Annotated in this window: 27 protein-coding genes; 15 read left to right on the forward strand and 12 right to left on the reverse strand. The window is 65.5% G+C overall.

Annotation, left to right across the window (positions count from 1 at the left end; all coding sequences use genetic code 11):
* Positions 1–90: 90 nt before the first annotated feature.
* On the forward strand, positions 91–975 hold the full coding sequence (locus BSG17_RS08620) for an IS1595 family transposase (RefSeq protein ID WP_089820982.1): 885 nt from the start codon (positions 91–93) through the stop codon (positions 973–975).
* A 13-nt stretch (positions 976–988) separates the two neighbouring features.
* On the opposite strand, the gene BSG17_RS08625 is transcribed toward BSG17_RS08620, so the two are convergent.
* Positions 989–1,921 carry a molybdopterin-dependent oxidoreductase gene (locus BSG17_RS08625; RefSeq protein WP_089823067.1) on the reverse strand — a complete coding sequence of 311 codons (933 nt, stop codon included), beginning with the start codon at positions 1,919–1,921 and terminating at the stop codon, positions 989–991.
* 165 nt (positions 1,922–2,086) lie between these two features.
* On the opposite strand from BSG17_RS08625, the gene BSG17_RS08630 reads away from it, so the two are divergent.
* Both BSG17_RS08630 and BSG17_RS08635 read left to right on the forward strand, forming a co-directional pair.
* Entirely contained in the window at positions 2,087–3,730 is a 1,644-nt protein-coding gene (locus BSG17_RS08630) for a DUF255 domain-containing protein (RefSeq protein WP_089823069.1), read from the forward strand.
* A gap of 212 nt (positions 3,731–3,942) precedes the next feature.
* Positions 3,943–4,758 carry a TrmB family transcriptional regulator gene (locus BSG17_RS08635; RefSeq protein WP_089823071.1) on the forward strand — a complete coding sequence of 272 codons (816 nt, stop codon included), beginning with the start codon at positions 3,943–3,945 and terminating at the stop codon, positions 4,756–4,758.
* Between the two features lie 39 nt (positions 4,759–4,797).
* Here the strand turns inward: BSG17_RS08635 and mptA are convergent, their stop codons facing one another.
* The 4 genes from mptA to BSG17_RS08650 all read right to left on the reverse strand — a co-directional run bounded on the left by mptA (position 4,798) and on the right by BSG17_RS08650 (position 7,928).
* Positions 4,798–5,724, reverse strand: coding sequence for a GTP cyclohydrolase MptA (gene mptA, locus BSG17_RS08640; RefSeq protein ID WP_089823074.1), 927 nt, complete (start codon positions 5,722–5,724; stop codon positions 4,798–4,800).
* Between the two features lie 65 nt (positions 5,725–5,789).
* A complete protein-coding gene (locus BSG17_RS08645; RefSeq protein ID WP_089823076.1) occupies positions 5,790–6,203 on the reverse strand; it encodes a DUF7124 domain-containing protein in 414 nt (137 codons plus the stop codon).
* A gap of 108 nt (positions 6,204–6,311) precedes the next feature.
* Positions 6,312–6,524 carry a DUF7979 domain-containing protein gene (locus tag BSG17_RS25940; RefSeq protein ID WP_244531505.1) on the reverse strand — a complete coding sequence of 71 codons (213 nt, stop codon included), beginning with the start codon at positions 6,522–6,524 and terminating at the stop codon, positions 6,312–6,314.
* 165 nt (positions 6,525–6,689) lie between these two features.
* A complete protein-coding gene (locus BSG17_RS08650; protein ID WP_089823078.1) occupies positions 6,690–7,928 on the reverse strand; it encodes an NAD(P)/FAD-dependent oxidoreductase in 1,239 nt (412 codons plus the stop codon).
* Positions 7,929–8,146: 218 nt separating this feature from the next.
* Here BSG17_RS08650 and BSG17_RS08655 point away from each other — a divergent pair, with 218 nt between their 5' ends.
* Positions 8,147–8,695, forward strand: coding sequence for a DUF6149 family protein (locus BSG17_RS08655; RefSeq protein ID WP_089823883.1), 549 nt, complete (start codon positions 8,147–8,149; stop codon positions 8,693–8,695).
* A gap of 11 nt (positions 8,696–8,706) precedes the next feature.
* Here the strand turns inward: BSG17_RS08655 and BSG17_RS08660 are convergent, their stop codons facing one another.
* Both BSG17_RS08660 and BSG17_RS08665 read right to left on the reverse strand, forming a co-directional pair.
* A complete protein-coding gene (locus BSG17_RS08660; RefSeq protein WP_089823080.1) occupies positions 8,707–10,191 on the reverse strand; it encodes an MATE family efflux transporter in 1,485 nt (494 codons plus the stop codon).
* Positions 10,192–10,482: 291 nt separating this feature from the next.
* On the reverse strand, positions 10,483–11,847 hold the full coding sequence (locus BSG17_RS08665) for an NAD(P)/FAD-dependent oxidoreductase (RefSeq protein ID WP_089823082.1): 1,365 nt from the start codon (positions 11,845–11,847) through the stop codon (positions 10,483–10,485).
* A gap of 94 nt (positions 11,848–11,941) precedes the next feature.
* Between BSG17_RS08665 and BSG17_RS08670 the strand changes: the two genes are divergently transcribed.
* Positions 11,942–12,184 carry an amphi-Trp domain-containing protein gene (locus BSG17_RS08670; protein ID WP_089823084.1) on the forward strand — a complete coding sequence of 81 codons (243 nt, stop codon included), beginning with the start codon at positions 11,942–11,944 and terminating at the stop codon, positions 12,182–12,184.
* A 2-nt stretch (positions 12,185–12,186) separates the two neighbouring features.
* Positions 12,187–12,549, forward strand: coding sequence for a hypothetical protein (locus tag BSG17_RS08675; protein WP_089823086.1), 363 nt, complete (start codon positions 12,187–12,189; stop codon positions 12,547–12,549).
* A gap of 38 nt (positions 12,550–12,587) precedes the next feature.
* Here BSG17_RS08675 and BSG17_RS08680 read toward each other — a convergent pair whose 3' ends face one another.
* Positions 12,588–14,330 (reverse strand): Rieske (2Fe-2S) protein, encoded by a 1,743-nt coding sequence (locus tag BSG17_RS08680; protein ID WP_089823088.1) that lies wholly within the window; start codon positions 14,328–14,330, stop codon positions 12,588–12,590.
* 80 nt (positions 14,331–14,410) lie between these two features.
* Here BSG17_RS08680 and BSG17_RS08685 point away from each other — a divergent pair, with 80 nt between their 5' ends.
* A complete protein-coding gene (locus tag BSG17_RS08685; protein WP_089823090.1) occupies positions 14,411–15,259 on the forward strand; it encodes a CehA/McbA family metallohydrolase in 849 nt (282 codons plus the stop codon).
* A 74-nt stretch (positions 15,260–15,333) separates the two neighbouring features.
* Complete coding sequence (locus BSG17_RS08690) at positions 15,334–16,467, forward strand: serine hydrolase domain-containing protein (protein WP_089823092.1); 1,134 nt, start codon at positions 15,334–15,336, stop codon at positions 16,465–16,467.
* A 74-nt stretch (positions 16,468–16,541) separates the two neighbouring features.
* Here the strand turns inward: BSG17_RS08690 and carA are convergent, their stop codons facing one another.
* Positions 16,542–17,621 carry a glutamine-hydrolyzing carbamoyl-phosphate synthase small subunit gene (gene carA / locus BSG17_RS08695; protein WP_089823885.1) on the reverse strand — a complete coding sequence of 360 codons (1,080 nt, stop codon included), beginning with the start codon at positions 17,619–17,621 and terminating at the stop codon, positions 16,542–16,544.
* A gap of 96 nt (positions 17,622–17,717) precedes the next feature.
* On the opposite strand from carA, the gene BSG17_RS08700 reads away from it, so the two are divergent.
* Positions 17,718–18,131, forward strand: coding sequence for an Lrp/AsnC family transcriptional regulator (locus BSG17_RS08700; RefSeq protein ID WP_089823094.1), 414 nt, complete (start codon positions 17,718–17,720; stop codon positions 18,129–18,131).
* A gap of 39 nt (positions 18,132–18,170) precedes the next feature.
* On the forward strand, positions 18,171–19,121 hold the full coding sequence (locus BSG17_RS08705; protein WP_089823096.1) for a diacylglycerol/lipid kinase family protein: 951 nt from the start codon (positions 18,171–18,173) through the stop codon (positions 19,119–19,121).
* Between the two features lie 42 nt (positions 19,122–19,163).
* Here BSG17_RS08705 and BSG17_RS08710 read toward each other — a convergent pair whose 3' ends face one another.
* Complete coding sequence (locus tag BSG17_RS08710) at positions 19,164–19,841, reverse strand: PHP domain-containing protein (protein WP_089823098.1); 678 nt, start codon at positions 19,839–19,841, stop codon at positions 19,164–19,166.
* A gap of 130 nt (positions 19,842–19,971) precedes the next feature.
* Between BSG17_RS08710 and BSG17_RS08715 the strand changes: the two genes are divergently transcribed.
* Both BSG17_RS08715 and BSG17_RS08720 read left to right on the forward strand, forming a co-directional pair.
* A complete protein-coding gene (locus BSG17_RS08715) occupies positions 19,972–20,574 on the forward strand; it encodes an NUDIX hydrolase (RefSeq protein WP_089823101.1) in 603 nt (200 codons plus the stop codon).
* On the forward strand, positions 20,561–21,007 hold the full coding sequence (locus BSG17_RS08720; protein WP_089823104.1) for a desampylase: 447 nt from the start codon (positions 20,561–20,563) through the stop codon (positions 21,005–21,007). Before BSG17_RS08715 ends, BSG17_RS08720 begins: the two co-directional genes overlap by 14 nt.
* Positions 21,008–21,018: 11 nt before the next feature.
* Here BSG17_RS08720 and BSG17_RS08725 read toward each other — a convergent pair whose 3' ends face one another.
* Entirely contained in the window at positions 21,019–21,672 is a 654-nt protein-coding gene (locus BSG17_RS08725; protein WP_089823105.1) for an HAD family hydrolase, read from the reverse strand.
* Between the two features lie 110 nt (positions 21,673–21,782).
* Here BSG17_RS08725 and BSG17_RS08730 point away from each other — a divergent pair, with 110 nt between their 5' ends.
* Positions 21,783–22,481 (forward strand): SDR family NAD(P)-dependent oxidoreductase, encoded by a 699-nt coding sequence (locus BSG17_RS08730; RefSeq protein ID WP_089823107.1) that lies wholly within the window; start codon positions 21,783–21,785, stop codon positions 22,479–22,481.
* 13 nt (positions 22,482–22,494) lie between these two features.
* Here the strand turns inward: BSG17_RS08730 and BSG17_RS08735 are convergent, their stop codons facing one another.
* The gene (locus tag BSG17_RS08735) at positions 22,495–23,706 is read right to left on the reverse strand and encodes an AI-2E family transporter (protein ID WP_089823109.1); all 1,212 of its coding nucleotides are present in this window, start codon (positions 23,704–23,706) and stop codon (positions 22,495–22,497) included.
* 217 nt (positions 23,707–23,923) lie between these two features.
* Between BSG17_RS08735 and BSG17_RS08740 the strand changes: the two genes are divergently transcribed.
* Positions 23,924–24,769, forward strand: coding sequence for a TatD family hydrolase (locus tag BSG17_RS08740; RefSeq protein WP_089823111.1), 846 nt, complete (start codon positions 23,924–23,926; stop codon positions 24,767–24,769).
* 59 nt (positions 24,770–24,828) lie between these two features.
* Positions 24,829–25,410: a DUF2150 family protein gene (locus tag BSG17_RS08745; RefSeq protein ID WP_089823113.1), complete on the forward strand. Its 582-nt coding sequence runs from the start codon at positions 24,829–24,831 to the stop codon at positions 25,408–25,410.
* Positions 25,411–25,435: the final 25 nt, after the last annotated feature.

Genomic DNA, 25,435 nt, shown 5'->3' on the forward strand with positions numbered 1-25,435 from the left:
CGCTCTTCTGTAGGAGATTGTTGATACAGTTCAGCTGTTGCTCTAGAATCGAAGAGGGCAAGGGCACCGCGTTAGCGGTGTCCGACACGAATGATTCCGCTCGATGTGTTTGGTTCGGAATCGCTCGCAGCGGACCTGCTCCAACAGGTTCGCTGGCGTGACGGCGTCGAATGCCCCCGCTGCCGTTCTGACCGGACGGTCAGAAACGGCAGCTATGGGGCGTTTCAACGCTATCTCTGTAAGAATTGCGACCGCACGTTCAACGACAAGACGGGCACAATTTTCGCTCACTCGAAGGTTGCGCTCCGCAAGTGGTTGTTCTCAATCTACGCGTTTCTGCGCTTCAACACGAGTCTTCGCCAACTTCAGCGAGAGATCGGTGTCACCTACAAGACGATGCATCAGCGCGTCGAGCGCTTTACCAGAGCGCTCGACGCGCCTCAACTCGACCTCGTTGGACCGGTCGAAATCGACGAAGTGTACGTCTCTGCGGGGTTGAAAGGCCGCGAGCGCGACCAAGAGTCGCGCTCGCGTGGCCTGTCCACGCGCGGACGAGGTTCGTACGAGGGAGACAAACCACCGGTCTTCTCCATCGTTGACCGTGGAACGGGACAGCGATACGTCGCCCCAGCGAAATCCGCTGACGAATCGACAGTGCGACTCCTGCTGGCGGACCACGAGGAGGAGTCGCTGACCGTCTACACTGACGGATTTCGGGCATACGACCCACTGGAGGACGACGACGAATTCACCCGCGAATACGTCGTCCACGGTGACGGCGAATACGCTGATGGAGACGTTCACGTCAACACCTGCGAGAGCCACGCGTCGCTGGCGCGACGGTGGCTCTCGCCGCATCGAGGCGTCTCGAAGGACAAGTTGACACAGTATCTCCGCGCCTTTCAGCTACGCAGCGAACTCTTCAGAAAACCCGGTCGAAAAGCACTCAAACACGCTGTCAAAGCGACTCTCTGAAATCAACAATCTGCTACACATGAGCGATTTCGACGTACCCGTCGGGCGTCGGCGTCAGTTCGCTCTCGTCGTCCGGCGACGTGATGAGCGATTTGACGAGTTGGTCGAAGAGATAGGCGTTCTGCACGTCGTTTGCCTGCATCTGCTTGTAGGTGCTGTGCGTGTCGACCGATGCGTGCCGGTCGGGTTCGTCGTCCTGTGCCGGCAAGATTCGATACGACGACTGCTGATAGTTCGTGTAGTCGCGTCCGTCTCTCGACTCCCACTCTTCGCCGCTGACCATCTTCTCCATCACCCGCATCTCTTCGACCCATTTGACGCTGTTGTTCCCGAACCACCCGGGAACGAGGAGACGAACGGGATACCCGTGTTCTGGGGTCATGGGAGTGCCGTTCATCTCGTACGCGAGCAAGCAGTCGTCGACGGCCTTCGACATCGGAATCGACCGGCAGAACACGTCCTCGTCGGCGGCGGCTTCGCCCCCCATCACTGTGAGCCAGAGTCCGTCGTCGGTCGCAGCACCGTAGTCGTCGAGAATCTCCCGTACCGGCGTGCCAGTCCAAATGGCGTGGCCGACGGCCCCGTAGGTCCACTGGTCGCCCTCCGCGTCCGGAGAGAAGTACGCACGACCGTTCCCCGAACACTCCATCATGTGGACGACGGACTCGGTACTGTACTGGTGTTTGATGTCGTCCATCGAGAGGTCGACGTCTTCGCCCAGCAACCCCCGCAACGAGACAGTCCACTCCCGTTCGTCGATGTCTGGCGTGCGATGGTGACTCCTGACGTAGTGTTCTTCTCTCGGGGTGAGGTAGCTCTCGAGGTGCTTGCGCGATGCCGTCTGCGCGTTCAGCGGTTCTTCAGAGAGGGTTTCCAGACCGGAGAACTTCTCGACCTTACTCTGGCGCGGCGGAGACCCCTCTCCGTGAGCATCGTCGGGTTCCATGAGAGGGATAGGAGTTTCAGACAAAACGACTCATAGATTTTGCTTGTAAATCAAGGCCCACCGACTGAGGGGAGGACGGAACCACGCGACAGTGCAACTAAGCAGACGATCGCTCTCTGCTCCCACCTCGAAGCCCTTACCCGCCACCGCCCCCGACGCATCCACATGGACGACCAGACGCACGTCGAGTGGCGCGAGTGGGGGCAGGCGGCCTTCGACGAGGCTCAGGAGTCGAACAAACCGGTCCTCCTCTCGCTGTCGGCGACGTGGTGTGCCAGCTGTCACGAGATGGACACCGAGACGTACGCCGAACCGCGCATCGCCGCCAACGTCAACGACGGGTTCGTCCCGGTCCGGGTCGACGTCGACCGCCACCCGCGCGTCCGCGAACGCTACAACATGGGTGGGTTCCCGACCACGGCGTTTCTGACGCCCGAGGGGAAACTGCTCACGGGCGCGATGTATCTCGGTCCCGACGGGATGCGTCAGGTGCTCGACCGGGTCCGCGAGATGTGGGACGCCAAAGGCTCCGAGGCCGGACGCGTCCCCCGCGCACTCGCCGGCAACCCGACGCCGTCGAGCGAGGTCACCCCCGCCATCGAGGAACATCTCGCCGGCCAGTTGAGCGAGAAGTACGACGAGCGGTTCGCCGGGTGGGGGTCAGACGCGAAGTTCCCGATGGCTCGGACCGTCGAGTTCGCGCTGAAACGCGAACGCGAGCAGGCGCTGCGGACGCTCGACGCCGTCCGCGACCACCTGTTCGACGACGTCGCTGGGGGGTTCTTCCGCTACGCCGGCAGTCGCGACTGGAGCGACGTCCACCACGAGAAACGGCTCGACGCCAACGCCACGCTCGTGCGGGCGTTCGCCAACGCCTACCTCTACACCGGCGACGAGGTCTACCGGGAGCCGGCCGCCCGGACCGTGGACTACCTCACCGACGAGCTCTGGACCGGCCTCGGCGTCGGCGGCAGTCAGGGGCCGGCCGAAGGACGGGACTACTACCTCCTCGACGCCGAGGAGCGCGCCGAGACGCGGCGACCTCGGACCGACCTCACGGTCTTCGCCGGCGGCAACGCGCTCGCGGCCGACGCGCTTCTCACCTACCACGCCTACACCGACGACGAACACGCCCGCGAGTACGGGCGGCGCATCCTCGACACCCTCCAGACCGACCTCGTCGGCCGGGAGCGCGAGGGCGTCGTCACTCGCTTCGTCGCCGGCGACGACGTCGGCGAGTCGCTCCTGCTCGAAGACCACGCTCGCGTCGTCGCCGCGTTCTGTCGCGCCCAGCAGGTGCTCGGCGAGGGACTCGACGTCGCCCGCGCCGTCGCCGACGCCGCCGTCGAGGAACTGTTCGACGAGGGATCGTTCCGCGACGGTCCGGCGGCGGGACCGGGGATGCTCGACAGACCGCTCCGTCCCCTCGACGGCAACGTCGAGATGGCGGACGCGCTGCTCGATCTCGCGGTGCTCGCGGACGACGAGTCGTACCGCGACGTCGCCCACGACGCGGTCGGGGCGTTCGCCGGGGCCGCCGACAGGATCGGGGTGCAGGTGGCCGGCTACGGCGGGGTCGCCGCCCGACTCTGCCGCGACCCGCTGGTGGTCGCCGTCGCCGACGACGTCGGCTCGGATCTCCACCGCGCCGCGCTCCGCATCGCCGACCACGAGAAGGTCGTCGTCCCCGCCGCCGACAGCGACGACTACGAGGCCGGGACGGCGTATCTCCTCGACGGCGACGAACGACGCCCCGCCCAGACGCCCGAGGAGTTGATGGCGACGGTCGCCGAACACGCCCGCCTGTAAACTACCCATCCTCCTCTCTCGGCGCTTCACACCTCGGTGCTTGAGGGTGTCGCCAGAAACCGTTGGTTTCTGGCCGCTAACCAGAAGTAGATTCTGGTGGTGGGGCCACCGATGGAGCTTCGCTCTATCGAGTGTCAGTCGGAACAACCGATCAACTGATGGCCCGTGTAAACGTCCGATGTGTTTTTATTCGTGGCTTTCGATGGTGGAGTATGGCCGACCTTCGGGACCTCGGGCTGTCGGAGTACGAAGCGCGCTCGTACCGGGCGCTGTTGCGAACCGGACCGACAACGGCGAAGGAGTTGTCACGGGCTAGTGACGTACCCATGGGCCGCATCTACGACGTGCTCAACACCCTCGAGCAGTACAGTCTCGTCCGTAGTCAGGCGGCGAGCCGACCGAAGAAGTACGTCGCCGTCGAGCCCGACACGGCGCTGGACAGACTGCTGGAGGACAAGCGGAAGGAGCTAGAGGAGAAAGCCCGCCAGTACGAGGGGATCGTCGACGAGTTGGTCGACGAGCTCGACGCGAGCGAACCCGTCGAGGGACAGTTCTGGACGGCCGCCGTCGGCCCCGACGAGACAGTTGACCTGTTGCTCGAACGGCTCGCCGCGGCCGACCGCCACATCGTGATGGTCGCCGGGACGTCGTCCGTCCAGTTCGACCTCGGCGAGGTCGGTGAACTCGTCGTCGAGGAGCTAGAGCAGGCGCTCGACCGTGGCGTCGAGGTGCTGCTCCTGATGTCGCCGGAGTTGGTCGAGACGCTCCCGCCGAGCGTCGGCGACCGGTACGCGGACTATCTGGTCGACCACCCGCAGTTCCAAGTGCGGACGACGGACAACGTCTCGGGGACGTTCAACCTCATCGACGACACGGAGGTCTGTATCGAGGTGCCGAACCCGCTCGACCCCGGCGAGACGTTCGCGATGATCGACCTCAAGGACCCCGAGTTCGCCAGCGACGTCCGGCGCGTCTTCGACCCCCGCTGGGAGAGCGCCGAGGAACTGTCGCTGTCGCTGTCGGGGTAAGCAACGAGAACGAACGGCGGTTCGAACCGTATCCGTGTTCTAGGGACGCATCTCCGAGCGGAGCCGCTCCATCGTCACTTCGCGCTCGGCGTGGGCGTTGTGCTGGTGGATCGACTCGTCGTTCGACTGTTTCATGTGGACGACGGCGTCGTCGGGGAGGTGGTCGAACTGGTCGACGACCGACTCGGCCAGCGAGCGCACGCAGTCCTCGACGAACTTGGCGTTCGCGTGGGCGTGGTAGGTCATGTGGTCCTCGTCGGGTCGCTTCGCGAGGTTGTAGATGCGCGCGCTCATCGAGTCGCGGGCGGCGTCGACGATGTCGATGAGGTCGACTTCGGGCGACCCCTCGCTGGTGATGGTGAGCGTGGCGTGGCCGCGCTGGGAGTGACCCGGCTGGGGAACCTGCTCCAGGAACTCTTCGATGGTGTCGTCGTCGACTTCGAGGTCCTGCAGCACGTCGCGGGCGCGGGAGGCGGACATCCCCTGCGAGCAGGGACAGACGGTCATCCCGACGACCTCGGCACCGATCTCCTCGCGGGTCCCTTCGTCGGTCGCCGTCGCACTGGCGATGATCTCCGTCGTGCTCTGGGTCTGGAGTTCGCTCGCGGGGGTGTCCTCGCGGATGATGAGGTCGGCGGTCATCTTGACCTCCGCCGTGGTGGTGTAGTCGTGTTTCGCGAGGAGTCGCTCGGCGGCCTCACCACAGAGGTCTTCGACGCGGTAGGCGGGTTCGCTCACTGCGGTCTCCAGCACCTCGTCGATGACCTGCATGTTGCGACTCATGTCGATCCCCTTCCGACCGCCTGGCAGGTCGACGAACACCTCGAACTCCGCCATCAGGATGAGTGGACGCTTCCCGTCGCGGGCGATCTTCACGAGTTTCTCGACGCCGGTGACGCCGACCTGACTGAGCCCGACAGTGACGTCGGGCTGCGTCGCCTGGACGTCGGGCAGCTGGTGACTCATTATCAGTTAGTCGGTGTCTCGCCGATTAGGGCTTTCGATACCGAGACTCACCCGTTAGCGGCGCCTCAGGGCCAGTCGTCACGTGTCTCGGCGTCGAAGGGATCCTCCTCCTCGTCGTCGCCGGCGGCGAGCGTCCAGTCGGCGGCCTCGGCGGCGTCCTCGACGTGGAGGAACTCCCACCCGCAGTCTTCGGCGACCTCGCGGTCCTCGTCGGTCGTCCCGACGAACACGTGACGGTCGGTGTCGAACTGCCGCTTGACGTTCTCTAGACTCTCCTCGACGCCGCGGGGGCCGGAGAAGAAATCCTGTCGGATACGCTCTTTGCGCGTGAAGTTGGTGACCACGTAGGTCGGCTTCTCGCTGACGACGCCGACGTACTTCGTCCACTGTCGGGCGTCCTCGAAGACGGCGCTCGGGTCGGCGACCTCCTTCAGCGCCTCCAGTTCGAACGCGAGCGTCATCGTCCCGCTGTTGTCCATGGTCTACACTCGCGTCGGGTCTCGCAAAACCGCTTCGGTCGCGTACTGACGCCGTCTACACCCGGTCCGTCCGACCCGTCGGACGTGGCGTCGCCGTAGAAGACGCTCTCAGTCGACGCGGAGGTAGTCGGTGAAGACCACGATGTCCCCCGATTGGAGGTCGTCGGGCACCGCCTTCGGGACGACCTCGTCGTCGGCCCACGCGAGGACGTACTCCTGTGCCGGCTCGCTCAACTGGTCGAAGTGACGCACCTGTGCGGAGGGGTGGACATGTTCGACGCGTGACAGGGACTGTACTGCCGGTGAGGCGGACCGTGACATATGATATCAATGGCCACTCCTGGACATAAAGGTTACTACCGTTGACTGTATCGACGACCAGACGGTCGGGGCGAAACGGTCGACGAGAGAGAGATGAACGATCGGAATTGACGGGGACGAGAACGGGTGAACGAGAGCCGAGAGGAGACGAGCCGACGTTCGGAGCTACTGCTCTTGGGCCGGTGCGAGGTCGTCGGGATCGAACTTCTTCTGCATCAGGACGTCCTTCTGGTCGCCGACGACACGTTCTTCCTTCATGAGCCGTTTGTAGGCGCTCTGCGGCGCGAGGTCGCCGATGAGGACGCCGCCGACGATCTTGCCGTCTTTCAGTGCGAGGCGACGGTACTCGGTGTCGGAGTACTTCTTCTCGACCTCGTCGTCGCCGAGAGTCGGGTGACCGAACGAGAGGAACGGGAAGTCGAAGTGCGTGATGGAGTACGAGGAGACCCAGCGGAACTCCGCGGACTCGGGGTCGACCATGTTCTTCGCGGCGATGGACCCCTGTTCTTTCGCGCTGCCCCACGATCCGTTCTGGGCGTACTCGCCGAGGATAGTGTCGTAGAAGCGCGTGAGGTCGCCGGCCGCGTAGACGTCGTCGACGTTCGTCTGCATGTGCTGATCGACGAGGACGCCGTTGTCCTGCTTCACGCCGGTCCCCTGGAGGATCTCGGTGTTGAAGTTCAGGCCGATGGCGACGCCCGCCCAGTCACACTCGAAGCGGTCGCCGTTCGGGTCGACGGCGGCGGTCACGTGGCCGTCGTCGTCGGTCTCGAAGTGGTCGACGCCGCTGCCGAAGACCGGTTCGACGCCGACGTCGCGCATCGCGTCGTGCATGATCTCGGCCCCCTCCTCGGAGAGCGCGTAGCGCCACCAGGCGTTGCCGCGCATCAGATACTTCGCGTCGATCCCTTGTGCCCCGGAGATGGCCGCGAGGTCGATACCGAGCAGACCGGCCCCGACGATGACGGCCTGCTCGCCGGACTCGGCGCTCTGTTTGATGCGGCGAGCGTCCTGGAACGTCCAGAAGTGGTGGACCCCCTCGGCGTCGCTGTTGTCGACCGGCAGCTGCGTCGGCGTCCCACCCGTAGCGACGAGCAGTTTGTCGTAATCGAGAACCTCCTCCTCGTGGGTCTCGATGGTGTTCCCCTCGAGGTCGATGTTCTTGACGTGCGTGTTCAGTCGGAGTTCGACGTCGCGCTCCTCGTACCACGACTCGTCGTGGATCGAGATGGGCGCTTCGGGGAGTTTCCCCTTGGCGAACTCCTTGATGAGGATCCGATTGTAGAGGGCCTCCCCCTCGTCGGTGATGACGGTGATGTCGGCGTCGGGTGCCTCCTCGCGGAGGGTCTCGGCGGCGGAACTCCCTGCGATCCCGTCGCCGATTATCACATACGACTCTGTCATGTGCAGGGGGTTCGTATCCGGGGTTAATGTGGGTTGCTATCTTCGCCATTCTTCGTCTGAAAGGGGTATAAGGGGGTTAGAGGCCGGATGTCGTGATCGAAACCGCCCGACGGCCCATCGACGGAACGAGGTGGAGAGACCGGTGTCGATCCGTCGCTGCGGACCGCGAGACGACCGGTAGCGTGGCCTTCAAGACGACGGAATCCCAACCGCGACACATGAAACTCCGTCAGAACGTGCGACACTTCGCGTTCAAACAGGCGTTGACCGCACCCGTCGTCGGCGAGAAGGTCACCGAGAAACTCGTCGACCTCCACGTCGACGTCTTCGGGAAGAAGGCGGCCGACGGGCGTCGCGAGGAGCGCGAACCGCACATGGAGGCGTTCTTCGACTGTACGTTCGACACCTACGTCTCGGCGCTCGAAGCGGGGTTCACCGAGGCGGAGGCGCGGGAGATCACCCACATCCAGGCGAACTTCGACTTCTACAACCACGGCTGGACGGAGATGATGGAGTTCCCGGTCGACGAACTCGAGGAACACTACGAGCGGTACCGGCGGTTCTTCGAGACACACGGCATCACCATCGCCGACCCGCTCGGCGACTTCCGGAACCGCGAGATCCCCGACGCCGCGTCGACGCCGGAGCGACTCGACGACCCCGAGCATCCGCACGCCGAAGGCGGGTTCGCCGACGACGTCTACATCGAGGACGACAGCGGCGAGATCACCCGCGGCGGTGCCGACCCCGAGGAAGTGGCGGAGTAGTCGAACTCCTTTCAATCGTCGGCCGGCGTCGGTCTCGACGTGTCGACGACGTTGTTCTGCCACGTTCCCCGCAGGAACCAGAGGAACCCGAGCACCGCGGCCGCCACGTTCGAGAAGGCGATCCCCCACCAGACGCCGGTCGGGCCGAACCCGAACTGCGTGATGAGCACGAGCGCCGTCGGGATGCGGAGCACCCACAGCGAGACCAGCGAGAAGGCCATCGCCGTCCGGGTCGACCCGCTGCCACGGAACCCGCCGTTGACGACGTTGAACACGCCGAGGAAGGCGAACGTCGGCGCGATGATGCGGAGGTAGTCGACGCCGACGGCGATGACCGCTTCCTCGCCGGGGATGAACACCGCGACGATGGGGCGGGCGAACAGGTACGCGACGGCGCTCACGCCGACGAGCGCGGCGGCGATAATACCCGAACTCGCCAGCACCGCCCGTTTCGCGCGCTCGGGTTGGTCCGCCCCGAGGTTCTGTCCGACGACGGTCGAGGTCCCCTGTGCCAGTCCGATCGCCGGGAGAAACACCAGCGAGTTCAGGCGGTTGCCGATACCGAAGGCGGCGACGGCGGCCTCGGTGTCGACGCCGGCGGCCTGCGCCCCCGCGAACGCGACGACGGCCGTCAGGACGGTGATGCCCAGCGCCCGCGTCGACTGCTCGACGCTCGACGGCGCGCCGATACGGACGATCTTCGCCACCGTCTCGCGCTCGGGGATCAGGTCGCGCGGCGAGAGGTGGATGCCGACGCGACCCGCGAAGAGGAGGTACATTCCGACGAGTGCGCCGACGCCACGGGAGAACACCGTCGCAATGGCCGCACCCTGCACGCCGAACCCGGCGAACCCGGTCGCCGCGAACAGCGACGACTGGAGCCCCTCGAGGCCGACGACGCCGAAGAGGGGGTTCTCCGTGAACCCGAGGATGAGGAAGGGGTCGAGGACGACGTTGACGACGACGCCGAACGCCATCAGATACATCGGCGTCTTCGTGTCGCCCCACCCGCGCAACAGCGCTTGGAAGATGAAGAAGCCGAACATGAAGAAGACGCCGAGGAAGATCGTCCGGGTGTAGTCGACCGCTATCGTGTGGACCTCGGTGCCAGGTGACGTCCCGATGAGCGGTAGCAGTATCGGCGTCAGCACGTAGCCGATGGCCGAGAACACCACCGAGACGAGCACGACGAAGCCGATCGTCTGCCCGGCGACGTGGTCGACGGCGTCGTGGTTCCCGGCCCCTTTGTTCTGGGCGACCAACACCGTGCCGGCGACGGTGAACCCGCCGCCGATGGAGATCATCAGGAAGACGATCGGCCACGAGAACGACAGCGCGCTCACGGCCGCCGACCCGACGCGACCGACCCAGAACGTGTCGGCGAGGTTGTAGCCGACCTGCATCAACTGCGAGAGGACGATCGGGAGCGACAGCACCAACATCGGTTTCACCAACTCCCCGTCGACGAGGTCGATGTCGCGACCGGCGGCGCTCATCTGTTGCTCACTCCGTCGTCGCCGTCTCCGTCGACTGTGTCGGTCCAGCGCCTGCGAGCGGGCGCTCGTCTACTCGTCTCGTGAGTGTCCGGGAGGGAGAGGTCGTCGCTCACTAACTGACTAGTTAGTCAGCCAGAGTAAGACGATTTCGGTTCGCAGCGTCCGACCCGGTCTGTGAGAGCGACGTCTCGGTGCTGCCCCGGCGGCGAACCCGTCGCTCGGCAGCGTCTGTGTGAGAACAGAGAAGACGTGTCTCCGTCGGTTCGAGGAGGTCCGTCGAGCGCTACGCAGTCAGTCCGAGCGTGCCTGTCCGGCCTGCTTCGCGTCGGCCGTCCGACTGGACCGGCGCTTCTCGTCGATGCGGTCGGCGCACTCGTAGCCGGCGACGATACCGCCGTTGAGACTGCGCTCGGGGTACTGGGCGCGACTCGCCATCCCGGCGTAGTAGACGCCCTCGACGGCGTCGTCGCCGAGGTCGTAGGGGACGACCATGTCGAGATAGCCCCGTTCGTAGACCGGTGCGGCCCGTGGGTTGCGGGCGATACGGACCTCTCGAACAGACGAACGGTCGAAGTCGGGGAACATCTCTCCGACGTGATCGAGCCACCGCTCTTCGACCTCGTCGTCGTCGGCTTGCCAGAGCCACTCCTCGTAGTCTTGGATGTAGCTCGCGATGTAGAGGAGGTGCTGGCCGCCGTACCGCTGCGGCGGAACGAAGTTGGTGTGTTCGATGAGCGCGCCGAACGGCGCCTCGTGGCCGATGTTGAGCCAGTAGGTGTCGGTCAGCGGTTCGTCCATCGTCACCACCGCACAGACCGCCCCTTGGAAGTCGATGTCACACTCGTAGCCGACAAGGTCCTCTAAGACGTTCGGCATCGCGGCGACGACGACGGAGTCGGTGTCGTAGCCCGTCTCCTCCCCGTCGGTCTCGACGGTGACCGAGGAGACCGCCCCGTCGTCGACGCCGACTTCTCGAACGCGCGCGTCGGTGGTGATGTTCTCGCGGCCGACCGCGTCGACGAGCGCGTCGAGGAAGGGGGCGAACCCGCCTTTGAAGTAGCCGAGATACTCGCCGCGCAGGAGGTCGCGCTCGCCGCGGAACTTGATGCGACCGAGCAGCCACGCGGCGCTGACGTCGTCCATCCGACTCCCGAACTTCGCGCGCAACAGCGGTTCGAAGAAGTTCTCGTAGACGCCGCGGGTGGTGTGGTCGAGCAGGAACTGCTTGATCGGGACGTGCTCGAAGTCCTCGAGGTCGTCGTAGGTGTCGAACTTCGGAACCCCGCCGCGGACGTCGATCTCCTGGGTGAGCATCCCGAGGCGGAACTTGTCGTAGAAGCTCATATGCGGGTACGCCGCGATCTGTGGCAGCGTGTCCAGCGGGTGAACCTCGCCGTCGACGTAGTAGGCGTTCTTCCCGATGCGCCACTCCAGTCGGTCGCCGACGCCGAGTTCCTCGGCCAACTCGACGATGGTCTCCTCTGACTTCGAGAGATGGTGGTAGAACTTCTCGATGGGGTCTCCTGGCGTCTCGTAGAGCGCGGCGAGGCCGCCGACCTCGTCGGTCGCCTCGAACACCTGTACCTCGTGGCCACGCTGCTGGAGCCGGTAGGCAGCGGCGAGTCCGGCGATTCCGCCGCCGACGACAGCTATCATGCCGAAATCTCCGGCGGCGCATCGTAAGTCGCTTATCATCTGTGTACGGCGAACGGCCCGCAGGTTTTTGCGGAATTCTCCCGTACTGATAGCTATGGCAGATTCGACCGAACACAAGACGAAGATGAACCGCGACGAGTTTGCCGACTTCCTCCGCAAGATCGCCGACCAGTTCGAAGGGGACGGCGAGATGGATATATCGGTCGGCAACAAGAAGGTTCAGCTCCACCCGCCCGACCGAGTCAAAAGCGAGATCGAGGTGGTCGAGCGCTCCTCCATCCTCCGTGGGAACCGTGAGTCGCTCGAACTGGACGTCAACTGGAAGGTCAACAAATAACGATGGCGCTCGTCGACTCCATCCTCATCGCGTTCATCAGCCTGCTCATCGGTGGGCTGGGGATCATGGTGGGGGCACGACTCGTCATCGACGACTCCGCGTCGTACGGCTACGCCTTCGTCACCGCTGCCATCGGTGCGCTCGTGTGGGCCGTCATGAGCTTCTTCGTCGGATGGCTTCCGCTCATCGGTCCGATACTGATGCTCATCGTCTGGGTCGGCGTCATCAACTGGCGCTACCCCGGCGGATGGGCATCGGCGGCGGGCGTCGGCTTCGTCGCGTGGCTGGCGGCGGTCGTCGTCCTCTACGCGCTCAGCCTCGTCGGGTTGGTCGCGCCGGGTGCGCTCGGTATCCCGGGCGCCTGACGAGGGGGATCGGACGGTCGATCGAACCGCGTAACCGACTACGCCTCGTGAACTTTCTCGCCGCGCTGGAGTCGCGCAGCGATGGTGAACGTCTGTTCGCGCTCGCGACGCGTCGGAAAGTGGGCGGCGAGATAGCGGGCGACGGCGACGAGGAGCGTCCGACGCTCGTCGGCGTCCGCGCGCTCGTCACACTGGGCGAACCCGGCCTCGAGCGCCTGGTAGGTGTGGAAGCCGGCGTCCTCGCGGAGCAGTGCCTCGCCCAGTCGCCGTCGGAGTCGGGCGGGGTCGCCACCGGCGTCGAGGTAGTGTGCCGCGAGTCGACCGGCGTCGTTGACCCGTCCCTCCCTGTCGAACGTCTCCAGCAGGTCAGCTAGCAACTCCTCGGGGTTCGCGTCGGGGTCGCCCTCGTCGGGGAGCGGTGCGGGCGGCGTGTTGAGGAAGCGGTCGAGATAGACGTTGACGGCCGCGTCGAACACGCCGCGGTAGAGCTCTCTGGAACCCGTTCGCTGGCTCAACTGGTGGACGGCGTTGGCGTAGCTGAACGTGTGGTGGACCGTGTTCCAGTCGGAGAACTCGTTGGACGTGGCGAACTGGGCGACCCGCTTCCCGGCGGCGAACGCGACGGCGGCGGCGAGCTCCTCCACCGTCGCCCCCTCGCGAACGGCGTTTTCGAGCGCGACGACGACGACCTCGGGGTCGTCGCCGTGGAGCGTGTCGGTGAAGTCGTCGGGTTCTGTCCACTCCGAGTCCTCGCCCGCCTCGACGAGTTCGTCGAGTCGCTCGAACGTCTCCTCGAGACGGGCTGCGAGGTCGACCGGCTGTCGCCACGACGACCGCTCTTCGGCGCGGTCGGCGGTGGCGAGTCCCTCGACGAGGCTCGGCAACACGTGTTCGGCGTGTTCCCACCCGACGAGGTCGAGCGCCTCACAGGCCTTGTTGACGTAGTCCATCGTGTGGCCCGTGTTCAGATAACGGTGGTCGGTGGCGGCGGCGACGAGCATCCCCGCCAGTTCGGACTGCGAACACCCCTCGGCGATCGCCGTCCGGAGACAGCGTTCGGCACCGTCGGCGTCGCGCACCTCGACGGTCTCGCGGAACCACGACTGGAGGCGTGCCGCGGGGATGTCGCGAGCGCCGAACGCCTCCTGATCGAACTTCGGTGGTTGATCCGCACAGTCGGCCGCGACGTGGACGTTCCCCTGATAGAGCGCGCGCTTCCGGTCCTCCTCGCGGAGATCCGGAAGGACGTTCGCCAGCAGCGTCAGGATGGTGAGGCCGGAACTCCACCCGCCCTCGCGGTAGCGGGTGCCGAACAGGACGCCGCTTCGGACCTGCTCGGTCGGATCGACGCCGGCGTCGACGAGGCCGATGGCGGCTTTGGCGGTGACGAGTCGGAGGTTCTGTTCGAGTCCGTCCTCCAGTCGGTTCGCCCAGTGTTGGGCGGGCGGTTCGTCGAGTTCCGGATCGGGGTCGACGTACACCGTCCCGTCGCGTACCTCGACGGGGTAAGCCTGTACATCGTCGGCCCACGGGTCGAACGTGTCGCCGCAGGAGAGTTCGAACCGCGCGTGGTGCCAGTGACAGGTCAGGATGCCGTCGTCGACGCTCCCCTCGGCGAGCGGAAAGCCCATGTGCGGACAGCGGTTGTCGACGGCACGAACGTCGCCCTCGTGGTGGAAGAGGGCGACGTGTGCGCCGTCGACGGTGACGAGTCTCCGTCCCTCGTCGCGGAGTTCGGCGAGCGGGACCGCTTCGACGTACCCTTTGTCAGGTGTACTCATGACAACTGCTATACCAGCGGACTGTACAAAACCGTTCGCTGGAGCGTGTTTTTGTAAGAGATCGGGAGAGTCGGGCAGCCATGCTTTTACCCTTCGAGTCCGAACTATCAGCGAACGTGACCGACGAACTGACCGTCCGAATCGACCCGCACGTCCACTCCGACGCCTCCTACGACGGCCACGACTCCGTCGAGCTCATCTTGGAGCAGGCCGCCGAGATCGGACTGGACGCGGTCGTCATCACGGACCACGACGTCCTCCACGAGTCCCTTCGCGCCGCCGAGTTGGCCCCTCTCTACGGCCTCGTCGGCATCCCCGGCGTCGAGGTGTCCACCGCTCACGGCCATCTACTCGCCGTCGGCGTCGAGGAGATGCCGCCGCGTCGCCAACCGATGGGGCAGACCGTCGAGTGGATTCGCGACCACGGCGGCGTCGCCATCGTCCCCCACCCGTTCCAGCGGAGTCGACACGGCGTCCGCAAGCGCTACCTGACGGACTGCGACGCCATCGAGACGTACAACTCGTGGCTGTTCACCGGGTACAAGAACCGCCGCGCGCGGAAGTTCGCCGCGGGGAACGGCTACCCGGGCGTCGCCGCCAGCGACGCACACCACCTCGAGTACGTCGGCCGCGCCTACACCGAGATCACCTTCGAGGACACGCACCGCGCGAACGTCGACACCGACATGATCCTCGACGCCATCCGCAACGGCGACACGCAGGTGCAGGGTCGTCGCACCCCGCTCGCCGCCTCGACGAAACACTACGGCATCGGCGCGACCCGCAAGAGTGGCTACTACGCGAAGGTCGGTGCACTCAAGAGCGCCTCGTACGCCAAACTCGGCGCGCTCCAAGGGGGGAGATTCGCCAAGACCGGCGCGCTCCGCAGCGCGCGCGCGCTCTACCGCCTGTCGCCGCTGTCGCGGTAGTTCTCTCACTCGCCGACCCTCCTGATCGGCCCCGACCATACCGTTAAGCGGCTGCCGCGTCAGAGAGAGACCGAATGTCCCGATTCAGCGACGCGAAGCGACGACGACTCGAGGGAGCGTTCGAACGACAGCTCGCCGTCGGCCTCCACCACGGCGCACAACTGGCCGTCTACGTCGACGGCGACCTCGTCGTCGACTTCGCCGGCGGCGTCACGGGTCCGGACGGCGAGGAGACGACGTCGGAGACGCGACACCTCCTCTTCTCGTGTACCAAACCGTTCGCCGCCGTCGCGCTCCACCAACTCGTCGAGCAGGGCGAACTCGGCTACGACGATCCGGTCGTCGACCACTGGCCCGAGTTCGCCGACGAAGGAAGCAAAAAGGCCGAGATCACCGTCCGACAGGTGTTGAGCCACACGGCGGGCATCCCCTACGGGGAGTTCGACGAGCGGGCCGACCAGTGGGGCGACTGGGACGCCGCGGTCGCGGCGATGGAGGCGATTGACCCGGTCTACGAACCGGGCGAGCGGCCGGCCTATCACACGTTCAACTTCGGCTGGCTGGTCGGCGAACTCGTCCGGCGGGTGAGCGGCCAGCGCATCGAAGAGTACGTCGCCGCGAACGTGTTCGACCCGCTCGGGATGGACGATACCTCGATCGGTCTCCGCGAGGGCGACACCGACGACGTCGCTACGCTCGTCGGCTTCGAGGAGTTCGACCGGTGTCGAGATCCGGGCGAGGGACTCGGCATCCCCGCCTCGGAGTCGGCCGAGGCGTTCAACGACGAGACGGTCCACCGCGCCGTGATCCCCGCGGCGAACGGCATCGGCACCGCCCGCGACCTGGCGCGGTTCTACGCCTGTCTCGCCGACGGCGGCGAACTCGACGGGGCGCGGTTGTTAGACGGCTCGACCGTCGAAACCGCGACGCGGACGCACGCCGAGACGGACGACGACGGGACGCTCTCGCGACCGGCACGCTACGGGCTGGGCTTCTGGACCGGCGGGTTGGCCAACGACTTGTTCGGCACGGTCAGTCGCGAACGACAGTTCGGCCACGCGGGACTCGGGAGCGTCTTCGCCTGGGGTGACGCCGAACGGAACGTCGGCTTCGCCTACGTGACGAACGGTATCCGCGAGGAGTCCTACGAGCACGCCGCGCGCGTGAACGCGATGGCCGACGCGGTGGGGTTGCTGCTCGACGAGTAGTGCCGTCACTCACCGGTCGAAAAACGTGAGGAGGACAGTGGTGTGGTGTGCCGGGTGGTCAGTCGGGTCGCTGGTCAGTCGTCGGCGACGGCTTTCCGCTGTTTGTCGCCGCCGTGGCCGACCATCCCGAGCACCTCGTCGAAGAAGCCGAGCGTGTCGTGCGGCCCGGGGTTCGCCTCGGGATGGTACTGACGCGTGATGACGTCCAGGTCTTCGTTCGCCAGCCCCTCGGCGGTGTCGTCGTTGACGTTGCGCTGGGTGACGTTCAGCGTGTCGCCGGGGTCGGCGACGGTGTAGCCGTGGTTCTGCGTCGTCATCACGACCTGGCCCGTCTCGAGATCCATGACGGGCTGGTTGACGCCGCGGTGGCCGAAGGCCATCTTCTCGGTGGTGCCGCCGAGCGCGCGGGCGACGACCTGCTGGCCGAGACAGATGCCCGCGATGGGGATCTCGCCGACGAACTCCTCGACGAGCGTCGCCGCCTGCTCGAAGTTGGCCGGGTCGCCCGGGCCGTTCGAGATGAACAGCACGTCGGGATCGAGCGACTCGATCTCCGAGACCGTCGTATCGTACGGGAGGAGGTGGACGTCCGCGCCGCGCTCCGTCAGTGAGGAGACGATGGAGCCTTTCGCACCGCAGTCGACGAGCGCGACGTCGGCGACGCCGCCGCCCGTGTAGTGCTCGGGTTCGTCGACGCTGACCTGTTTGCCGATGTCGACGTGCTCGCTCATCCCTTTGCACTTCGCGAGTTCCTCGCGGGCGTCTTCGGGGGTGACGTCGTCGCCGACGGCGATACCGCACTTCATCGCGCCCTCTTCACGGATGGACGTCACGAGGTCGCGCGTGTCGATGTGGTCGATGGCGGGGACGTCCTCCTCGGCGAGCCACTCGACGACGTCGTCGGTGAACTCGCGGGCGACGGCCGCACGCGGGTGGACACGGTCGGACTCGAGTCGCTCCTCTCGGACGCCGTAGTTTCCGATGAGCGGGTACGAGAACGTCAGGACCTGTTCCTCGTAGGAGGGGTCGGTCAGACTCTCTTCGTAGCCCGTGTAGGCTGTTGTGAATACCAGTTCGCCACGTGTACGCCCCGGAACGCGGCCACGCGCCTCGACGACGCGGCCGTCGGCCAGTGCGATGTAGGCGTCCGACATTACGAGATACATATCGAAGCGGACTCATAAGTGTTACTTTCGTAGCTGAGTTACGAATTTCGTAATCACTATGAGCGTCGCTGGTCAGGGTCGTGTATGGACGACCTCGACCGACGCATCCTGAACATCCTCCGTCGAGACGCGAGAACGCCGTACACGGAGATCGCAGAGCGTGTCGGAACCTCCGAAGGGACGGTTCGCAACCGGGTCGAACGACTGACGAACGACGGCGTCATCGAACGGTTCACCGTGTCGACCCGAACCGGGAACGTGAAGGCGATGATCGAAGTGTCGGTCGCCGTTGACGTCGACACGACCGTCGTCTGTGACCAGATGGCCGAGTGGGAGGAGGTCGACTTCGCCTGGCAGGTCAGCGGCGAGGAGGACGTCGTCCTCGTCGTCGACTGTGCGGACACCCGCGGCGTCAACGAACTCATCACGCAGGCGCGCGAACTGGAGGAGGTCAAGCGGACGAAGACCCGACTCATCCTCGACGAGCGACTCGGCTAGCCGGCAGGGTTTTGTGTCACTCCGTGCGAGTGACAGACGATGCCCATCGAGCGCCAGCGACAGACGGATGGCGGCCATCCGGCGTTCAGCGACCGCGTACTCGTTCTCAACCCGGTTAGCGGTGACAGCTCGCACTCCACGCAGGTCAGGGATCTCGCTGTCGACCACGGCTTCTCCATCAGCGAGACGAGCGAGTCAGGTGACGGCGTCGACCTCGCCGCCGACGCGGCCCGAGACGGTGCGGAGATCGTCGCGGCCTGTGGCGGCGACGGAACGATCAACGAGGTCGTCCGTGGACTCGTAGAGGCGGACGCACTCGACGACGTGACGCTGGCCGTCGTCCCGGCAGGGACCGGCAACAACTTCGCTGGCAACCTCGGGATCCGGAGCATCGAACACGCCTTCGAGGTGATCGAAGAGGCGACACAGCGGCGTATCGACCTCGGTGTCGCCTCCGTCCCGGACGGGCCGACGCAGCCGTTCGTCAACTCCTGTATCGGCGGCATCACCGCCGAGGCGAGCGCCGCGACGACGCCCGACTCGAAAGACCGACTCGGTATCCTCGCCTACGTCGTCAACACCCTCCAGACGCTCTCGGAGTACGACGGGATGCGCCTCCGCGTGGAGGCGGGCGGCGAGGACACCTGGGAGGGGGAGGCCATCTTCGCGCTCGTGGGGAACGGCCGCCGGTTCCCGGTCGAGGGCCGGACGCAAGCCGACATGGAAGACGGCCAGTTCGACGTCACCATCGTAGAGGACAAGCCGACGATCAACCTCGCGGGAGAGGCGGCGATAAAGCGACTTTTCGGCGGTGAGACGGCCAACATCACCCAACTACAGACGCCGTCGTTGCGGCTGCACGTTCTCGACGACACCGTCCAGTTCAGCCTCGACGGAGAAATGGTCGAAGCGAACGCACTCGACATCACCACACGACCACGTTCGCTCGGTGTGTTCGTCGGTGACGAGTACGACCCGGATCCCGACTGACGCCGTCGAAGCGGAGTCGTGGGCCCGGTACAGAAGGCAGTGTCAGCGCTCGGCCGCCTCGACGCTGTCGGACTCCATCCACTTCTTCTCCGCGTGGATTCGCGTGTAAGCGCGGTCGACGAGACGGTCGAACGGGCCGAACTTGGTGACGGCGGTCACCCGCCCGTCGCGGATGGCGTCGGCGACGGCCGCGGGAGTCAGTTCGTCCGCGTCGATCTTCGTGTAGGCGCGACCGACCTCCACGAGGTAGTGTGCGTCGCTGCCGCCGACGAGTGGGAGGTCGAGCTGTTTCGCGAGCTGTTGTGTCTTCGCGATATGTTCGGGGTTCTTGCCGTTGATCTCGACGGCGTCGAAGTCGGCCCCCGAGTTTCGGGCGTTGCTGTTTCGGTACGGGTGAGCGAGGATGGCCGCACAGCCCCGGTCGTGTGCGAGGTCGACGGTCTCGGACGCGCTGAGTTCGCCGACCTCGGTTCTGTCCGGTGGGTTCGCACCGACGACGACGACGTGCCCGTCGGACGTGGAGACCTCGATACCGGGGATCGTCGGAAACCTCGTCTCCGCGGAGTAACTGTAGTCGTGGTTCGTCACGGCCAACGCATCCAGTCCGCGCAGTCGCGCCGCGAGGGTGTTGAGCTTGAGACCGAACGCGTCGTATCGCGTTGCCCGTCCTCGCCAGGCGTGAAAGAAACGACTGTGACTGTGAAGGTCGACGGCGTACACACGTCTGCAGACTCGTCGGCAGACCTTTGTTCTTATCCCCGAATTCGCGGCGAGTGTCAGAAACGCGAGAGCGGTCGCTCGACGGGGTCGCATCGAAGACTCCTTCACTCCCCTCACCGATGACTCCCGCATGAGCACGAACGACGTTTCGGCGGCCGAATCGGACGCCGGTTCGGACGACGCCGCAGCGGCCGAGCGCCACAAGAACGCCGGGCAGGACGTTATCGCCGTCGACTCCGACGACAACGAAGAGGGACTCGTCAACCGACTCGACGCCCACACCGGCGACGGGATTCGCCACCGTGCGTTCACCTGTCTCGTCTTCGACGGCGAGGGGCGCATCCTCCTCGGTCAGCGTGCACCGTCGAAACGCCTCTGGGACACCCACTGGGACGGTACCGTCGCTTCCCACCCCGTCGAGGGGCAGAGCCAGGAGGAGGCAACCCGACAGCGCCTCGAAGAGGAACTCGGCATCACGCCCGACCAGTACGACGACGTCGAACTGACCGATCGCTTCGAGTACAAACGCTACTACCCCAACGAAGGCGTCGAGTGGGAGGTCTGTGCCGTGCTGAAGGTGACGCTCGAAGACACCACGCTCGACCCCGACGAGGACGAGATCGCCGGTCTGCTCTGGGCCGACTACGAGCATCTGCACGACCACCCCAAGTGGTACCGCCAACTGCGCCTGTGTCCGTGGTTCGAGATCGCCATGCGTCGTGACTTCGAGTAGACTCGTCCTCCCCGCGACAGTTCGCGCCGAATTACTATCTCACGCGCGTGAGGGCGTCGGCGACGAACCGAGAGAGGTCTGTGGTGTCCTCGCTGGCCGTCGAGACGGTGGTGGGAGTGACACGGACGCCGTCGACCGCGTGACCGAAATACGCCGTGTCACTAACGTCGCCGACGACCGCCGCGTCGCCTACGAACTCGACCCGGAGGAGACGATCGCTACCGTCGAAGCTCTCGAGGACGCCGGACTGGACGTCGTCGGCTTCTATCACTCCCATCCGGAGACGCCTGCTCGACCGAGCGCGACCGACGAGGCGCAGGCGACGTGGACCGGCTACGTCTACTGTATCCTCTCGCCCGCCGAAGACGCGGTTCGGGCGTGGCGCTGGACCGGCGAGACGTTCGACCCGCTCGACGTCGTCGAGGAGCCGTAGCCGAGTCGAGCTCAGAGCACCTCGCCGAGACGGTCGAACTCGTCGGGTGCGACGTGCAGGTCGGCACGACAGCCCGGACAGTCCGCGTCGTCGGCGACGACGTGGACCGTCGATTTCCACCCCGAGTCGACCGCACCGCCGACGTCGTCCTCGGCGTCGTCGCCGACGTAGACGTGTTCGTCGGCCGGGAGACGTAGCTCGGCAGTCTCGAAGATCTGTTCGTCCGGTTTCGTCGCACCGACGTCGTGTGAGACGACGACGGCGTCGAACAGCCCCAGCAGGTCGTGTACGGCGAGCTTCTCGCGTTGGACGGCACCGATGCCGTTCGAGAGCACGCCGAGTCGATGCTCCCGCCCCAGCGCGTCGAGTGCGTCGCGGACGCCTGCGGCGACCGTCGTCGCCGCCAGTTCCGCGTCGACTCTCGCGTCGCGAAACGCGACCGGATCGACGTCGAGGCCGAACTCGCGACGGAGGTCGCAGGCGGCAGCGAGAAACGGATCGTCGTGGAACGCGGCGAACCGGTCGAAGAACCGCTGGACGTAGTACTGCTGGTACTTCTCGGGCGGAGCGACGCCGACCTGTTCGCAGGCGTCGGCGAAGATGTCGGCGAACGAGCGGTCGTACTGGAGGAGCGTCCCGTCGAGGTCGACGTAGATGGCAGTCATCGGCGGGTCGACGCGACGACGCGAGAAAAACGGTCTGGTCGTGTGGGAACCCCAGACACGAAGGAGACCGCTTGAAAAGTGCTTTCCGGTGGGAAAGGGTAGCCAGCGGTATGAAGCCGGAGCTCTACGACCGACTCGACGGGCAGGTCGCACTCGTCACGGGTGCGAACCGCGGTCTCGGCAGACAGATCGCCGAAAACCTCACCGAACTCGGCGTCATCGTCTACGCCGGGGTTCGAAGCACGGACCACGAGGTCGGCGAGCGACAGGAGAAGGTGCTGCTCGACGTGACCCAGCACGGCGAGGTGCAGGACACCGTCGAGAACGTCGGCGACGAGGCCAACGGCATCGACATCCTCGTCAACAACGCCGGCGTCGGCGAGTTCGGCGACGACCTCGTCGACGAACCGGTGTCGGCCATCGACCGCACCCTGATGACGAACGTCCGCGGCCCGATGCTCACCGCGAAGTACGCGCTTCCGTATCTCCTCCAGCACGAGGGCGGTCGGATCGTCAACCTCTCCTCGGGGATGGGTGCCCTCGGCGAACCCCAGAGCGGCGGATCGCCGTCGTACCGGATCTCGAAGACCGGTATCAACGGGCTGACCGCGTACCTCCACGGCGAGTACGGCGACGAGGGACTGATCGCCAACTCGGCCTGTCCGGGGTGGGTCCGGACCGACATGGGTGGCGAGGAGGCCGACCGCTCGGTCGAGGAGGGCGCGGAGACGCCGACGTGGCTCTGCCGCTTCAAGCCGGGGAGCCCTGGCGGGAAGTTCTGGCGCGACAAGGAAGTCATCGACTGGTAAGCGACCGCCTCGGCTACAGTTCGTCGGACTCGGCTCCGCAGCCGTCGGCTGCTGTCTCGTTCGTGTCTCCGTCCGAGTCGCTCCCGCCGAACGTACCGTCTCGGCTCTCCTGTGGGTTGGCTCCTACCTCCTCCGCCAGCATCGGCTCGGGGCCGAGCGGGTCGCCGCGGAGCAGTTGTGGAAGTACGATTCGAACCGCCTCGAACAGGAGGACGACCACGATCGGGAGGAAGAAGAACCCGTACCAGCCGAACAGAACCGGTCCGAGCACGTACGCGAACAGCAACAAGATCGTGTCGAACTTTCGCCCCGAGAGATACGGCTGGATGACCGACTGGGGGAGGATGTCCAAGACGAGCGCGTAGACAGCGAGGACACCACCGACGAACAGGAGGTGGTTCCCAGCTGCCCGTGTCGCTTGAAGGCCGAGGAGCGCGACGACGGGAAGGTAGACGACCTTGCCGACGACGATAGGAATGAGACTCGTCAGCCCTGTCAGAACCCCCAGGGTGAGCACCATCGGAATCTGTAGACCCTGTGGCGCGAGATAGTTCGTCGCCCCGTACAGCACCGTCGCGATGACGGCCATGACAGCAACGAACAGGAGGTTCCCGAAGAACACCGACTCGAGGTCGTTGTCGACAGTGACCGCGTACGCGTACGCGGTCGTGTCTCGGCCGCCAACGAGCGCGACGACCGTCTTCGAGAGGGCTTCGTCCCGTTCGAGAAGCGCGTACGAAAGCGTCACCGACAGTGCGAGAAGCACGACCGCTCCGAACACCATCTGGACCGCTTGAAGCGCCTTCCGGAGAATCGACTCGAGAGATCCCTGAAGACTGCTGCTACCCGAGAGTGGGTTCTCGAGTGTCGACAGGAGTTGAGCTCGCTCGGCAGCTGAGAGGGCGTCGAGCCCGAAGACACGGGAGACGAGCATCGAGGTGCTGGACCCGCCGACCAGGTGTTGGAGCTGTTGGAACACCTGTGTGCTGGCGTAGATGACAAGCAAGAGCGCTGGGAGTAAGACGACCGCGATGGTCAGTGCGGCAGCGATTCGGTCGGAGTCGACGACCCGACTGAATCGGTCACAAACCGGTCGGGTCGCGTAGTATCCGAACACGCCGAGGACGAGGATATCGATGAACGAATACGTCAGAAACAGCGTCGCTCCAGCGAGAGCGAGAATATACAACCACCAACCGAGACGATTCCGACTCGGCGAGGTCATGGTTGTACCGGCCTCCACTGGACGCCCGTCTCGAACCAGTTGGTGAGGAGAGCTGTGCGAACAGCGGCGACCGGTTCGTACGGACGGGGATCGAGATCTGAGTTCTCGATCGTCACCAGATTGTCCACGGACGACTCTGACTCGCTCTACACCGTTGTAGCTTCGGGCAGTCGACGAATCCGTCGACATTTTTGTCACGACTCGCCAAGCCACGGGTATGAACGACCTCGGGACACCCGTACTGGACAACCATCTGCATCTCGACCGGGAGAATCAGGGTATCGAGGCCGTCGAGGACTTCCACCGCCTCGGCGGAACCCACCTCCTCGTCGTCAACAAACCGTCGTGGCATCTCGGCGTCGAAGCGGAGACGGGCGAGGATTTCAGAGACGTGTTCGAGGAGACGGTCTCGCTCGTCGAAGAGGCCACCGAGGTGCTCCGCGGGCGTGCGTGGCCCGTCTTGGGCGTCCATCCCGGTCTCGTCACCCGCCTCACCGACGAGCGCGGCTTCGAACCGCACGAGGCGCGCGACCTGATGCAGGACGGCCTCTCGGTCGCGGCGGAGTTCGTCCGCGACGGACGGGCGCTCGCGCTCAAGTCCGGTCGCCCTCACTACGACGTCTCCGACGCGGTCTGGGAGGCTTCGAACGACGTGCTCCGGCACGGGCTCGACCTCGCGGCCGACTGCGACTGTGCGCTGCAGCTACACACCGAGACGACGCAGGACCTCTCGGACGTCGCGACGTGGGCCGCCGAGCGCGACGTTCCGCGCGAGCGAGTCGTCAAGCACTACGCGACCGGTCGACTCGTCGGCGGGACGCCGAGCGTGATGAGCGAGAAGGAGTACCTCGACGTCGCGGTCGAGGCGGGCGAGCCGTTCCTAATGGAGACGGACTTCGTCGACGACGCCGACCGGCCGGGTGCGGTGCTCGGCCCGAAGACGGTCCCCCGTCGCGTCCAGTGGCTGCTCGAGGAGGGACACGCAGACGCCGTGGAGACCGCCCACGTCGAGACCCCCCGCGAAGTGTACGGAATCGACACACTCGCGACCTTGAGTAGTTAAACTGGCCGGTTTCTCGGCGATAGGAAAGGCATTTGAGTTCAGGTACTGTCGGTGGAGGTATGAGCGAACCAGAGGAGACGTTCTACACGGAAGAACGCTGGCAGAACTGGTTGAGCCGCGTCGAAGAAGAAGAGCTCGACCCCGAGAACGAAGACTCCGCACGATTGCTCCTCAACCTGCAGGACGACGCCGCCATCGCCGTGGCGAAGATCCTCTCGGCGTACGACGAGGACCGTCTCTCGCAGGAAGAGGCGATCGAAGAGCTCACCGACGTCCGCGAGATCGTCCTGACCGAAGTCGAGTTCGACGACGAGGAGAAACTGATGCTCATCGACGGCGTCCAGACCAGCCTCGTCTGCGTCTTCTACGCCGCCGAGGAGTACGTCGCCGCCGGTCCCGCCGAGGAGGCCAGCGTCGAGGAGTACGTCCGGGCCGCCGCCGACGCCGAGGCCGACGAGGACCTCGACGCGGCGCTCGGTTACCTCGTACAGGCCGGGACGCGTATCATCGACGGCGACGACCTCGACATGGCGCTCGTCGAGGACATCGAGTACGGACTCGTCTCCGAGTGGGTCAACGGCCTCGACTCGCTGCAGAGCGCCCTCAGCGACCCCGAAGTCGTCGAAGAAGACGACGCATAGAGTCTCGAAAGAGACTGTCTGCTTT

The organism is Halogranum amylolyticum (genome assembly GCF_900110465.1).
Lineage (GTDB): Archaea > Halobacteriota > Halobacteria > Halobacteriales > Haloferacaceae > Halogranum > Halogranum amylolyticum.

Excerpts from the sequence above, each read along its gene's own strand:
- BSG17_RS08620 (WP_089820982.1), top strand. The coding sequence starts at position 91 with ATGATTCCGCTCGATGTGTTTGGTTCGGAATCGCTCGCAGCGGACCTG.
- BSG17_RS08625 (WP_089823067.1), bottom strand. The coding sequence starts at position 1,921 with ATGGAACCCGACGATGCTCACGGAGAGGGGTCTCCGCCGCGCCAGAGT.
- BSG17_RS08630 (WP_089823069.1), top strand. The coding sequence starts at position 2,087 with ATGGACGACCAGACGCACGTCGAGTGGCGCGAGTGGGGGCAGGCGGCC.
- BSG17_RS08635 (WP_089823071.1), top strand. The coding sequence starts at position 3,943 with ATGGCCGACCTTCGGGACCTCGGGCTGTCGGAGTACGAAGCGCGCTCG.
- mptA (WP_089823074.1), bottom strand. The coding sequence starts at position 5,724 with ATGAGTCACCAGCTGCCCGACGTCCAGGCGACGCAGCCCGACGTCACT.
- BSG17_RS08645 (WP_089823076.1), bottom strand. The coding sequence starts at position 6,203 with ATGGACAACAGCGGGACGATGACGCTCGCGTTCGAACTGGAGGCGCTG.
- BSG17_RS25940 (WP_244531505.1), bottom strand. The coding sequence starts at position 6,524 with ATGTCACGGTCCGCCTCACCGGCAGTACAGTCCCTGTCACGCGTCGAA.
- BSG17_RS08650 (WP_089823078.1), bottom strand. The coding sequence starts at position 7,928 with ATGACAGAGTCGTATGTGATAATCGGCGACGGGATCGCAGGGAGTTCC.
- BSG17_RS08655 (WP_089823883.1), top strand. The coding sequence starts at position 8,147 with ATGAAACTCCGTCAGAACGTGCGACACTTCGCGTTCAAACAGGCGTTG.
- BSG17_RS08660 (WP_089823080.1), bottom strand. The coding sequence starts at position 10,191 with ATGAGCGCCGCCGGTCGCGACATCGACCTCGTCGACGGGGAGTTGGTG.
- BSG17_RS08665 (WP_089823082.1), bottom strand. The coding sequence starts at position 11,847 with ATGATAGCTGTCGTCGGCGGCGGAATCGCCGGACTCGCCGCTGCCTAC.
- BSG17_RS08670 (WP_089823084.1), top strand. The coding sequence starts at position 11,942 with ATGGCAGATTCGACCGAACACAAGACGAAGATGAACCGCGACGAGTTT.
- BSG17_RS08675 (WP_089823086.1), top strand. The coding sequence starts at position 12,187 with ATGGCGCTCGTCGACTCCATCCTCATCGCGTTCATCAGCCTGCTCATC.
- BSG17_RS08680 (WP_089823088.1), bottom strand. The coding sequence starts at position 14,330 with ATGAGTACACCTGACAAAGGGTACGTCGAAGCGGTCCCGCTCGCCGAA.
- BSG17_RS08685 (WP_089823090.1), top strand. The coding sequence starts at position 14,411 with ATGCTTTTACCCTTCGAGTCCGAACTATCAGCGAACGTGACCGACGAA.
- BSG17_RS08690 (WP_089823092.1), top strand. The coding sequence starts at position 15,334 with ATGTCCCGATTCAGCGACGCGAAGCGACGACGACTCGAGGGAGCGTTC.
- carA (WP_089823885.1), bottom strand. The coding sequence starts at position 17,621 with ATGTCGGACGCCTACATCGCACTGGCCGACGGCCGCGTCGTCGAGGCG.
- BSG17_RS08700 (WP_089823094.1), top strand. The coding sequence starts at position 17,718 with ATGGACGACCTCGACCGACGCATCCTGAACATCCTCCGTCGAGACGCG.
- BSG17_RS08705 (WP_089823096.1), top strand. The coding sequence starts at position 18,171 with ATGCCCATCGAGCGCCAGCGACAGACGGATGGCGGCCATCCGGCGTTC.
- BSG17_RS08715 (WP_089823101.1), top strand. The coding sequence starts at position 19,972 with ATGAGCACGAACGACGTTTCGGCGGCCGAATCGGACGCCGGTTCGGAC.
- BSG17_RS08725 (WP_089823105.1), bottom strand. The coding sequence starts at position 21,672 with ATGACTGCCATCTACGTCGACCTCGACGGGACGCTCCTCCAGTACGAC.
- BSG17_RS08730 (WP_089823107.1), top strand. The coding sequence starts at position 21,783 with ATGAAGCCGGAGCTCTACGACCGACTCGACGGGCAGGTCGCACTCGTC.
- BSG17_RS08735 (WP_089823109.1), bottom strand. The coding sequence starts at position 23,706 with ATGACCTCGCCGAGTCGGAATCGTCTCGGTTGGTGGTTGTATATTCTC.
- BSG17_RS08740 (WP_089823111.1), top strand. The coding sequence starts at position 23,924 with ATGAACGACCTCGGGACACCCGTACTGGACAACCATCTGCATCTCGAC.
- BSG17_RS08745 (WP_089823113.1), top strand. The coding sequence starts at position 24,829 with ATGAGCGAACCAGAGGAGACGTTCTACACGGAAGAACGCTGGCAGAAC.